The following is a 12,831-nucleotide window of genomic DNA, read 5'->3' as shown; positions in this document are numbered from 1 at the left end:
AAATTATGAAAAACAAAATTATTCTTTATTTAATCTTAATGGGATCTTTTTTCTCATTAACAGCGCAAAATATAACTGTGAAGGGAGTTGTAAAATCTTCTGGCGACGGAATGAGTTTACCTAGTGCCTCTGTCATCATCACAGGTACAAGTATTGGGACCACTACGGATATGGACGGACAATATGTAATTGGGAAAGTAGATAAAAATGCTAGTTTACAGTTCAGTTATACAGGGTATGAAACCCAAACTGTCAAAGTAAATGGACAAACGACAATTAATATCGTTTTAAGAGAGACGGCGATGACCTTAGATGATGTTGTAGTAACAGGCTATTCTAGAGAGAAAAAAGCTGATCTAACAGGTGCTATTACTGTCGTAGAAATGAAGCCAATAGAAGGTCAAAGTATGAGTTCTGGGAATGCTATGCAAGCTTTACAAGGAAGGGTGGCAGGTTTGGCAGTTGAAAAATCTGGAGATCCAAGTGGCGGAAGTAGTAAAATATTGATTAGAGGAGTAAGCACCTTAGGTAATACAGATCCTTTATATGTAATAGATGGTGTTCCTACAGTTCGTCCAGAAGTTTTTGCAAGCATAAATCCTAGTGTTATTGAATCTGTTCAGGTTTTAAAAGATGCATCAGCTTCTTCTATTTATGGTTCTAGAGCAGCAAATGGAGTTATCATTGTAACCACAAAAAACAAAGGAAAAGGAGACAAAACATCGGTTTCATTTAGTACTAACGTTTCAGTTCTTTCTGAGAAAAAACAACGCTACAAAATGCTAAATGCTCTTGACAGAGGTAAAGTTTTATGGCAAGCGTCTGTAAATGACGGGGCAGATCCAGCAGGAGGATATGGCGAAATCTATAATTTTGATTGGAATAACGATTTCAGTAATCCAGTTTTAAATAGTGTGTCGGTTAAACCTTTTGTGGGAGGGGATGCAACGGTTCCTGTAGGTGATACAGATTGGCAAGATACCGTATATCAAACAGGATTATTAGTAAATAATGATTTGTCAATTTCAGGAGGTTCTGATAAAGCAAATGCGGTTTTAAACCTTGGTTATTTGGATAACAGTGGTATGTTAAAATTTACTAATTACGAAAGATATACTGCTAGATTGAATGCTAATTTTAAATTATTTAATGACAAAGTTAAATTCGGAATCAATTCTCAATTTACGCAGTCAGACGAACGAAGTGCTGCTACTGATGTTGGTAGCGCGCCAACTCCTGGCTTAGCGATATCCTTGGCACCAACTATTCCTGTTTATACTTCTACAGGAGAATATGCAGGTCCGATTGGCTCTGGATACTCAGATAGAAATAACCCCCTGTTAATGCAGGATATAAATAAGTGGGACAATACACGAAAAATGTCTTTGTATGGAAATATTTTTACTGAATTTGATATTGTTAAAGGTTTAACTTTTAGAAATAGTATAGGTATTGATTATAATGATTACAACCGTAAAAATATTGAGCCAACAGTGAATAATGGTTTTATTACTAGAAATATAAATAGTTTAGCATTAGATACTAATAAATATTCAAGTTTGACGATTTCAAATACATTAAACTATGATTTGAAACTTTCTGATCATAAGTTTGGACTAATGGTAGGAACGGAATCAGTTAAAATAGATTTTCACTCATTATTTGCACGTGCTGAAGGTTTTGCTATAGAAACTGAATCTTATTTTACACTTGCGGCAGCCACTGGAGCTAGAACTAACAACGGAGTAACGACAGGAAGTAGATTAGTATCTCAATTTGGTAAATTCAATTATGCTTTTTCAGACCGTTATTTGCTGTCAGCTACAATTCGTAGAGATGGTTCTTCAAGATTCGGTAGTGATAACAGATATGGTATCTTTCCATCGGTTTCAGGCGGATGGAGAATTAATAATGAAGAATTCTTCAAAGATGTTACAGTGGTAACTAATCTTAAATTACGTGCTGGTTATGGTGAAGTAGGAAATCAAAACATTGGAGACAATGCTCGCTTTGGTTTGTATGAAACGAGATATGGTCCGAATCAAAATGTTTATGCTCCAGATTTTTTTAATATTTATTATAATGTGGGTACAGCTTATGATTTAAATGGAGTTAATACAGGTAATTTACCTTCTGGTTTTGTATCTACTCAAGGTGTGAATCCAGGTCTTAAATGGGAAACTACTAAGGAGTACAATGTAGGTTTAGATTTTGGTTTCTTTGGTAATAAAGTATCTGGATCCTTTGATTACTTTTCTAGAAAAACTGAGGGTATCTTAATAGTACCACCAGTAGCATCTGCTGTAGGTGAAGGTCAACAACGTTCTGTTAACGGTGCTTCAACTGCAAATAGAGGATGGGAACTTACAGTAGGCTATGTTGAAACTTTGGATAACGGCTTGACATTTAATGTAACGACTAACTTTGGAGCAACAAAAAATAAAATTACTGAATTACCAGAAGAAGTAAGAGCTGCTTACCCAGGAACTGCTGCTAACTCGATCGTAGGACATTCACAATTTGAAGTTTTTGGATATAAAACAGCTGGTTTGTTTCAAAATCAAAGGGAAATTGATGATCATGCAATGCAAGTAGCTGCTAGACTAGGAGGGATTAAATATATTGATCTTGATAGGAATGGTGTCATCAATTCTGATGATAGAACTTTTATCGGAAGCACATTACCAAAACTAGAATATGGTATTAATATTAGTTTGGCCTATAAAGATTTTGACTTTTCAATATTTGGTTCAGGAGTAACAGGTCGTATCGGACAAGATCCTTATATCTATTGGAATAATTTTGTTCAAGGTAGAGAGAATGCAGGTCCTGGAACATTAAATGCATGGACACCAACAAATACAAATACAGATGTACCTGCACTTTCATTGGCAAACAATGACAATCAAACGTCTGATTATTTTTTTAGAAATAACTCTTATTTCAAAGTTAGAAACATGCAATTGGGATATACCCTTTCTGAAAAATTAGTTGGAAAATCAGGATTTATCTCGAGTTGTAGAATCTATGCACAAGGAGAAAATTTATTTTGGTTTACTCCAAAAGGATACATTGGGCAAGATCCAGAACGTACAGATGTGAACAGAATACCAGTTCCAACTACATTCTCATTAGGTCTAAACATTAATTTTTAAGCAATTATCATGAAGAAATATAATAAAATAGTTATTAGCTGCCTGTCAATCTTGTTTTTGGCATCATGTAGCTCCGATTTTTTAGATTATGAACCAACAGGAGTTTTAACTTCTGAAAGCGTTGCAACAGCCGAAAATGCTGATGCACTTGTAACTGCTGCTTATGCTGCCATTGGAAATGACGAAATGGTGGGGCCAATAACCAACCAATGGGTTTATGGAAGCGTACGTTCTGATGACGCTTACAAAGGTGGTGGAGGACGTGGCGATGTAGATGTAATTGATCGTTACGAACAATACAATACCACAATTGCTGATTATGGTGATTTTATGTTGCCTAGAACTTGGACTAATCATTATAAAGCAATTTCAAGAGCTAACTTTGCTTTGAATGTTATAAATGGATTGACAGAAGCTGAATTTCCAAAAAAGAAAGTTAGACAAGCAGAATTACGTTTTTTAAGAGCACATTCTCATTTTATGTTGAAATTGTTATTTAATAAAGTTCCTTTCATTACTGAGGATTTAACTAAAGAGCAAATTTTAAAAACCTCTAATGATTTGACAAGTGATCAATTATGGGATAAAATTGCGGAGGATTTACTATTTGCTTTTAATAATCTAGAACAAGCACAAGAGCAAGTAGGTAGAGCGGATAAGAATGCCGCCGCAGCTTATTTAGCAAAACTAAGATTGTACCAAGCGTATCAGCAAGATGCTAATCATCAAGTAACAAGTATTAATCAAGCTAGATTACTCGAGGTAATTACTTATGCTGATGCAGTGATTGGTGATTTAGAGTCCGATTATGGGAAAAACTTTTTAGACGGCAATGATAATGGACAAGAGTCAATTTGGGCAGTTCAATTTTCTATCAATGATGGAACAAATGTAGGGAGAGTAAGTTATGTAACAGGGCTAAATTCTCCGCATGGAACATCTCTTTATGGATGTTGTGGTTTTCACTTAGCGAGTCAAAATATGGTGAATGCCTTTAAAACTGATGCTGCTGGATTACCATTGTTTGATACTTTTAATGATTCTGATATCTTTAAAACTATTGATGGAAATGGTAATGCTCCGCTTACTACGGGTGTAACTCTGGATCCAAGAATTGACCATACGGTAGGAATTCCAGGAAGACCATTCAAATACAAAAACACCTTGAAGGATGCAGGCGACATGATTTACAAATTCAGTTGGGCGAGAGATCCAGGAGTTTATGGGTATTTTGGTAATATGAAAGAGCAACAATCACCAGATTGCGCTTGTTATGTAAAAAATGGACCGTTTATTGGAACGTCTAAAAATGTTGATTTTATTAGATATGCTGACGTATTGTTATTCAAAGCTGAGGCCTTAATCCAATTGAATCGTAAAGATGAAGCTTTGCCGTTAATCAATCGAGTAAGAAATAGAGCAGCCGCTAGTAAATCCATGCCATTGGCAGCAGGTGCTTCTGATGTTTATAAAATTTCACCATATGTGACTTTTCCAACAAAAGACTACGCAATGAAAGCGTTGATGTTTGAAAGAAGGTTAGAGTTTGGAATGGAAGGACCTCGATTTTTTGACCTTGTAAGGTGGGGTATCGCAGAGCCTATTTTGAATGCTTATCTGACTAAGGAGAAAACAAAAAGAGATTTTCTTTCTAATGCAAAGTTTACGGCAGGTAGAGATGAATACTATCCAATACCTCAGAGAGAAATTAATTTTACAGGCGGATTATACAAGCAAAATCCTAAATATTAAAAAATCAATTTTGGTTATTGATGTTTGATTGAAGCGAAGGGCAAGTTTAGACTTGCCTTTTACTTTTTTCAAAACAAATTTACTAATTAGTTATAAGTGCCTTTAAATATAAAATATAATTAGTAGATCAAACCAGCTATTTTGTAAATTATTATAAATATGAAAAACAAAAAAGAATTCAAAGCGGTTTGCTTTGGAGAAGTTTTATGGGATGTTTTTCCCACCCATAAAAAGATAGGCGGAGCGCCTTTGAATGTTGCTTTGCGCATGAACTCATTAGGAATTACAACCACAATGATAAGTTGTGTTGGCAGGGATAGTAATGGAGATGATATTGTCAGATTTTTGAAAACAAATGAAATTAATATTGAACAAGTTCAAACTGCTAATGAGTATAAAACGGGCGTTGTTAATGTTATGATTAATGAAAAAGGAAATGCTTCTTATGATATAGCATATCCTTCTGCTTGGGATAAAATTGAGTTGAATAAAGCGATTAAAGAAAAGGTTTCAAAATCAGATATTTTTGTTTTTGGAAGTTTGGCTTGTAGAGATGAGGTTTCAAGAGCTACGCTATATTCGCTATTAGAGACTGCGAAATTCAAAGTGTTGGATGCTAATTTAAGAGCACCTTATTACACAATAGAAGTGCTTGTTGAACTCATGCAAAAAGCTGATTTTATTAAATTGAATGATGAAGAATTACGAGAAATCAGTAAAAAATTAGGTTCACCCTATAATTCTTTTGAGCAGAATATTAAGTTTGTAGCTGAAAAAACCAACACTAAACAAGTATGTGTTACTAAAGGAGAATTTGGAGCGGTATTGTATTGTAATGAAAAATTCTATTACAATAGTGGTTACTTTATCAAAGTAGTAGATACAGTAGGTGCAGGAGATTCATTTTTGGCTACTTTGATTTTACGGCTTCTTAAAGGGAAATCACCTCAAAAAGCATTGAATTATGCTTGTGCTATTGGCGCATTAGTTGCTGGTCAGGAAGGTGCTAATCCTAAAATTAGTGATGCTGAAATTAAAAAATTCATGATGACTAAATAATAGTATACATCAATTAAATAAGAAGAGGCTGTTCGTAATGAACAGCCTCTTCTTTCTAATTTATTTCTCGTCCTGAAAATAACGACACAAAAAAAATATAATATAAGCGATTAATGGCTTACTTCTAGCTCATAAAATTTAACTCTAGCAAAGGCACCTTCATCCCTTGATTGAAAATAATTTCCAGCTTTAAAGTAGTTTTCAAAAATTCCCCACTTTCGCATGTGAATACTGTCGTATACTTTATATTCTGTGTTGTTTAAGATGATCACCATTTCGCCATCAGATATTTGTACTTCGAGAGTAAATCGACCAAATCCAACCTCTTCTTCAAAATTAAAACCATCGTCATCATCCCATGCATCTTCATGTAAAAGATCGGTTCCTGTAGCGTTTAGGTTTTTTAGAACTTTTGTCTTGACTCTAATTTTACCATTTTGCCAGTAAATCTTTAAAATTGGTGGTGCATTGTTGTCCTTTTGACCAATTAAATCGCGTTGTTCGTCTGTTAACACCCCATGAATTTGCATAATTATTACTCTGTGGTATTTTCCGTCAGCATCTTTTGAAACTTCACCCATAGCAAGTTTACCCTTCATTTTAGCCCCTTGTGCAAAAGTCCAATTGGTCTTATTGTCACCCGGTACCATCTGTTCTCTTAATTCAGATCGGGTATATTTTGTATTTGCTGTGGTAGCAGCACTAGGGAAGGAGTAAAATACGAGTGCACCACTAGTAGAATCATTGTACATATAAGGCAGAAGTCTTTTATCTTTTGCGTAATTCAAGATTTCTGGAGGCTGTACACTTAGAGCACTTCCCTTATGATTTAATTCTGGGGTAGTAACACTCCAATGACTTAGATCAATATTGGGTAATTTGACTCTTTTTCTTCTCTTCTTTTTTTCTACTTTCTTTTCTGTTTCGAAAGTGATAGCTGTTGTGCTACCTGCCTTTTCTTGGCAAGTAGCATTAACAGATATAAGTGTAATAAATAAAAAGAAAAGCAACCCTTTTACTAAGTATTTTATCATATTAATTAATTTGCTGGATAAACCTTAACGTTATCAACGTATGCATCAACATCAGTTACGCCATAGATTAATATCGAAACTGCTCCTGTGGCATTCGATGTAAATAGTTTAGTGACTTTTGTAAAAGTTGTCTTTCCTAAAGTTTTAAGACCAACATCTTGTGCTAATGGTCCTGCAGTAGAACTTGCTATGGCATCAGCACCGTCAGAAAACTGACCATTTAAAATTTCTCCAATGATTCTATTACCACCTGCAGCAACACCATCTTGTTCCGCTTCTGTTTTAATGGCATATTCATACTCTAATATATAGGGAGTATTAGGAGTAATTAATATGGCTTGGTATGCATATCTAGTTTTACTGCTTGTATATACTCCAGCCGATGTGGATTGTGTCCATTTGGCACCAGCAGTTTTAGAGCCATTGTCAGATCCATCATAGTTCAGCCATGATCCATCACCACTTGTGTTATAAGGACTTGTGGTTCCTCCAGAGAAGCTGCTAAATTTCCAATTATCTTGGCCATCGCTAAAGTCACCATTTAAAATGTCTGGAATTATTGACGGCGGGATGATTGGTTTTACAACCACAATATCAGATGTAAATGTGCTCGTTTTTCCTAATTTGTCTATCGCTGTCAAACTAACTGTATACGTTCCTTCAGCAGGAAATGTATTTGATCCATCTTTACCTACACTAGAGGATCCATCTCCGTAATTCCAAGTGTAATCTGTTGCACTTGAAGAGGTATTAGAAAAAGTGTAAGTTAAATAATCGGCTGTTTCTGTTGCAGCAAAATTAGCTATCGGAGGATTTAAATCCTCTTTTGAATTCGCCTCTGGTAAATCAAACTTTAGTGAATCAATAGTGGGGTCGCAAGATGCTAGTAAAAAACAAGCCATAAGCGCAACAGCACTACTGCTGAATTTTGCGATTCGTTTTATTATATTATTGTTTTTCATAATTATATGTTTTTTTTATCTTAATTATAACCTGGGTTTTGGTTCATAGCACCTTTACTTAAATTGATTTCGTTTTGCGGAATAGGCAATAATAAATCAGTTGAATCAAATGTGAAATCATTAGCCAATGAAAAAGCTCTAAGTACAGATTCAGCTTCACCAAAACGAACTAAATCAAAGAATCTTTGATTCTCAAAAGCAAATTCGACACGTCTTTCTAAAAGTAAATCAGTTTTTTTAATCGAATTAGGCGTATTTAATCCAGCTCTGTCTCTTACCAACTTAAACGATGCAACTGCAGTTGAAGCAGACGTCTCGCTAGCTCCTGCCATAATAGCTTCTGTATGCATTAACAATACATCTGCATATCTCAAAATAATCCAGTCATTACCCGCTAATCTAGGTAAACCAGTAAATGTTTTTCCGTCAATTCCTCCATTTTCACCATTTGGAAAATATTTAGCTACTTGGTATCTAATAGTTCCAGTCGAAATCGGATCTTCTCTATAAGAATCTGCAACTCTTTGTCCTCCATTAGCGTCTATTGCAGCGATAACATCAGAGGTTGCATAATTAACACCACTAGTTCTACCCACTGCATTCATCCATTCTGATGAAAATAATTGGCTGTTGTTTTGAATACCATTTTCGTAACCGATCGCAAATATAATTTCAGAGTTTAGCTCAGTGTAAAACACATCATGAAAATCATCTTTAAGAGAAAATTTTTGACTATTGATTATGCTTTCGCATAATAGCTGCGCTTTAGTGTACGAATCAGGAGTTCCTATTGTTAAGTGCACTTTTGCCAACAAGGCTTGAGCAGCTGCTTTTGATGCTCTAGTTTTATAAGTTGCAAATCCAGTAATGTCAGGATCTAGACCCGAAACAGCATTATCTAAATCGGCTACAATAAGATCATAAATGACACTTGAGCTAACTCTTGTGTATTGAATATCAGTTTCAGCAGGAGATATTACTCGATTGATTAATGGTAAATCTCCAAATAGTCGAACAAGGTTAAAATAAGCATATGCTCTTAGAAACTTCGCTTCACCTTCAAGTGCTGCAGCTTTATTAGTATCAGTAACTACACCTAGATTTTCTAATATTACATTTGCTCTGTAGATTATTTGAAAATAGCTAGAATAGTAATTCAGTACAAAACTATTTGTTGGTAATACACTAAAACTTTCTAGTTGACCCGCATCTGAGGCATCCTCAGAATCAGGACTTTTTGTACTTGTATTATCACTACGCATTTCGGTTACATAGAACTCATATTGTACACCGTGATTATTATCCTTGTCATAATCATTGATCCCCTTGACAGCAGCATAAGCACCTATCAAACCTGTTTCTAATTCTTCTGCCGTGGTGTAGTAATTACCAGAAGTAATACTGGAACTAGGAGCGGGAGATAAGAAATCGCTGCAAGATGCGAATACACCTACTGTTAGTATGACAGTTATATATTTTATATATTTCATAATATTATTTATTTTATCGATTAAAGGAATTATTAAAAGTCTAAATTCAAACCTAAGGATATCGTACTGTAGATAGGAGACCCACCTCTTTGGTAACCATATTGAGTAGGACTCGTTTTGTCTACTGCTTCTGGGTTCCATCCGGTGTAATTTGCTGCTGTTTTATACATTAAATTTTGTCCTGTTGCATAGATTTTTAATCCAGACACTCCAATTTTATCCAATAGGTCTTTTGAGAAATTGTATCCAATACTTACATTTCTTAAAGCAATATAAGATGCGTCTTGAACAATACTACTAGTAAAAAATTTATCTACTAAAAATTCTGTATTTTCAGCCGTATCCAAGTAAGTTCTATTGTTATTATTACTAAATAAATAGTGATCTGCTATGTTTCTCACTTCGGCACCGTGTGAACCTTGGAACATAAATGAAACATCAACATTACCAATACTAAATTCATTTGTCATACTCCAAATAAGCTCTGGGTAGGGATTACCCAAAACTGTTTTATCTTCGCTATCCAAAACACCATCACCATTTAAATCTTTTACATAAACCAAACCTGCTTGTGCACCAACGTGTCTGTAGGGTCTGTCTCTATCTTCAAAAGCTAATTCTTTATCTACAACATATCCGTAAAACAAAGAGATAGGTTGTCCTTCAAGATTGATCCATTCAGCAGGACGGCTAGGATCTAGACTCGTAATTTGTCCATTTGAATCAGCAAAGTCAATCAAAGTATTGTTGTTTGTTGTCCCAATAAATGTAGTGCTCCATTTGAAATCACGTGTACTGATGTTTTTGGTTCTCAACTCAAATTCCCAACCTGTATTTTTAACTTTTCCTAAGTTTACCAAGGCATTAGAAAATCCTGTCGTAGCAGATATCGGATTGGGTAATAATAATTGATCACTAGTTCTTTGGTACCAGTCAACAGAGCCTGTAATTCTATTATTTAAAATTCCAAAATCCAAACCTGGGTTAAATTCAATTAAACGTTCCCATTTTAATTCAGGATTAGCGATATTGGCTGGAGACAAACCTGCCTGCACTCCACCATCAACACTATAACTAGAACCATCTGCAGTAAGTAAAGCTAAATGTGGATAGTAATCAACAAGTATGTTACCTGTGCTTAATGTAGAAGTACTTCCTTGTGCATCTGGATCAACTGCTCCAGTGTTCAAACGGTCGTTACCAGTAACACCATAACTAGCTCTAAATTTTAAATTCTTAATAAAATTATTGTCTATTAAAAAAGCTTCTTTACCAATATTCCAACCTATAGACGCCGCTGGAAAATTACCATATTGATATTTAGAACCAAAAATTGAACTTCCGTCACGTCTCATACTTATAGACGCTAAGTATTTATCGTTGTAAGCGTAGTTAACTCTAGATACGTACGAAATCCCTCTTTTTTGCCATTCAAATGCATCTGCATCAGAAATTGTTGTTGCATTTGTAATTTGTTGTACAACATCATTAGTGTATCCTGTTCCTGTAACAGTTGAAAAGAAATAATTTCTACTTTCTACAGACATACCTGCAGTAACACCAATATCATGTTTTCCAACTGATTTATTGTAGTTAAAAAAGTTGTCAAAAATAATATAGTTCTCTTTTTGAGCAATCTCAGTCATATAAGCATCAGTAGGGCTTTCTTTACCTAAAACACCTAGGTAGTCAGTTCTTTTTGTATCATCATAAGAACCTGCCAATGTAGATTTGAAAGTTAAATCTTTTGTAATATGGTATTGTCCGTAAAAACTACCATACAACTGGAATTTTTGATCTGTTCTGTTACGTTCCGATACTCTGGCATAAGGATTCTGATTATTACTATTACCAATATTTTGAAGAATATCATTAATTTGACCATCTCCATCTAAATCGAACATTTCAAAATGTACCATTCGAGCATAATCTCCAGGAACTAGACCAGCGTACACACCATTTGGATCAATAAAACGAAGTGTTTCTTCTGTATGATATATTGGTAACCAAGGTTGGTGACGAGCAACATTATGTATGTTTTCAGAAAATCTTCTTCTATTAGTAAACGAAGGGCTCAAGTTGGCACCAACAGTAATTTTATCACTTACCTTACTATCCACTTTTAATCGTGCACCGTATTTTTTGTAATTGTCTAATAATAAGACACCTTCGTCATTTGTGTAATTTAAACTAGTCGCAAACTTAGTTTTCTCATTACCTCCTCTAAGAGAGATAGAGTGATTTGTAATCACACCCGTTTCAAAGAAAACATCTTGCCAAGAGCGATCTGTTCCAATCTGCAATTGAGCAACTGTGTAAGGTGATAGCTCTAAACCAGCATCTGTTTGTTGTTTTGCCCAATCGGCAGTGGTATAGCCATAAGCTTCACTTTTTCTTGGCGTTTTAATTCCAGTATATGTGCTGTAATTAAATTTTGTTTTTCCAGCGACACCAGACTTCATGGTAATCATAATAATACCGTTTGATCCTTTAGATCCATAGATAGAAGAGGATGCAGCATCTTTTAAAATCTCAAATGATTCTACATTATTCATGTTTAAAGAACCTAGAAAACTAGAATCTACTATAATACCATCTACAACAATCAATGGCGTAGAATCACCAGCCATAGAACCAACTCCTCTAATCGTAATTGTTGGAGCAGCACCTGCTTCACCATCTGTGGCCTGTATGTTTACACCAGATACTTGTCCTACCAAGGCATCATCAACTCTGGCAACTGCGATTTGGTCAAGGTCATCATTTGTAACCTTGGATATAGCTCCCGTTAAGTGCGATTTTTTTTGTGTCCCATAACCAATGACAACAACATCGTCGAGCATTGATGCATTCTCTTTTAATAATATGTTTATCTTTTTCTGATTTTCTATAATCTGTACTTGAGTAGTAAAACCTAGATATGAAAATTGAAGAACGTCACCGCTTTTTACATCAATGGCATAATTTCCATCAAAATCTGTAGAGACTCCTTTTGTTGATTTTGCAATATTGACATTAACACCTGGGATTGGAAGATTGTCCGAGGCTGATAATACTGTTCCTGTCAATTTATAACTATTTTGGGCAAACGCCACTAAATTAAATAGCAAAATGACCAGTAACGATAACTTAATTTTTAAATTCATAATGGATTTTTTTTAGTTAATATATTCGTAAACCAAGTTGGATTACCAATTTGGTTTACCAGTGCGGGTTTGCAATATACGGACATTTTTAAGTAATTCAAAATTAAAAGTTAAAATTCGAATTGTTTTTAGTTAATTTATGGTAAATTTTTGATAAAAATATATTTTTGTGTTTTTTGCTTAGCTCCTATATACAGTAGGATAAGAAGGTGTATAATATCCCTGAATTGGAT

General features: G+C 34.7%; 7 protein-coding genes. 3 read left to right on the top strand and 4 right to left on the bottom strand.

Going from position 1 to position 12,831, the window contains the following annotated elements:
- Nucleotides 1-5 precede the first annotated feature (5 nt).
- The 3 genes from LXH21_RS02645 (at nucleotide 6) to LXH21_RS02635 (ending at nucleotide 5,966) form a co-directional block, all read left to right on the top strand.
- Nucleotides 6-3,155 carry a SusC/RagA family TonB-linked outer membrane protein gene (locus LXH21_RS02645; RefSeq protein WP_239862524.1) on the top strand — a complete coding sequence of 1,050 codons (3,150 nt, stop codon included), beginning with the start codon at nucleotides 6-8 and terminating at the stop codon, nucleotides 3,153-3,155.
- Between the two features lie 9 nt (nucleotides 3,156-3,164).
- Nucleotides 3,165-4,907: a RagB/SusD family nutrient uptake outer membrane protein gene (locus tag LXH21_RS02640; protein ID WP_239862523.1), complete on the top strand. Its 1,743-nt coding sequence runs from the start codon at nucleotides 3,165-3,167 to the stop codon at nucleotides 4,905-4,907.
- A gap of 159 nt (nucleotides 4,908-5,066) precedes the next feature.
- Nucleotides 5,067-5,966 (top strand): carbohydrate kinase family protein, encoded by a 900-nt coding sequence (locus LXH21_RS02635; RefSeq protein WP_239862521.1) that lies wholly within the window; start codon nucleotides 5,067-5,069, stop codon nucleotides 5,964-5,966.
- A gap of 110 nt (nucleotides 5,967-6,076) precedes the next feature.
- Here LXH21_RS02635 and LXH21_RS02630 read toward each other — a convergent pair whose 3' ends face one another.
- From LXH21_RS02630 to LXH21_RS02615, 4 genes are read right to left on the bottom strand one after another with little or no spacing between them, the layout of a single operon-like run.
- The gene (locus tag LXH21_RS02630) at nucleotides 6,077-7,000 is read right to left on the bottom strand and encodes a polysaccharide lyase family 7 protein (RefSeq protein ID WP_239862520.1); all 924 of its coding nucleotides are present in this window, start codon (nucleotides 6,998-7,000) and stop codon (nucleotides 6,077-6,079) included.
- A gap of 5 nt (nucleotides 7,001-7,005) precedes the next feature.
- Nucleotides 7,006-7,962, bottom strand: coding sequence for a PKD domain-containing protein (locus tag LXH21_RS02625; RefSeq protein WP_239862518.1), 957 nt, complete (start codon nucleotides 7,960-7,962; stop codon nucleotides 7,006-7,008).
- Between the two features lie 20 nt (nucleotides 7,963-7,982).
- Nucleotides 7,983-9,452: a RagB/SusD family nutrient uptake outer membrane protein gene (locus LXH21_RS02620; protein ID WP_239862516.1), complete on the bottom strand. Its 1,470-nt coding sequence runs from the start codon at nucleotides 9,450-9,452 to the stop codon at nucleotides 7,983-7,985.
- Between the two features lie 32 nt (nucleotides 9,453-9,484).
- Nucleotides 9,485-12,598 (bottom strand): SusC/RagA family TonB-linked outer membrane protein, encoded by a 3,114-nt coding sequence (locus LXH21_RS02615; protein ID WP_239862514.1) that lies wholly within the window; start codon nucleotides 12,596-12,598, stop codon nucleotides 9,485-9,487.
- Nucleotides 12,599-12,831 lie beyond the last annotated feature (233 nt).

The organism is Flavobacterium algicola (assembly GCF_022399565.1).
GTDB classification, from domain to species: domain Bacteria; phylum Bacteroidota; class Bacteroidia; order Flavobacteriales; family Flavobacteriaceae; genus Flavobacterium; species Flavobacterium algicola.
Note: the sequence above shows the minus strand (reverse complement) of the source record. Positions and strands in the feature narration are given on the sequence as shown.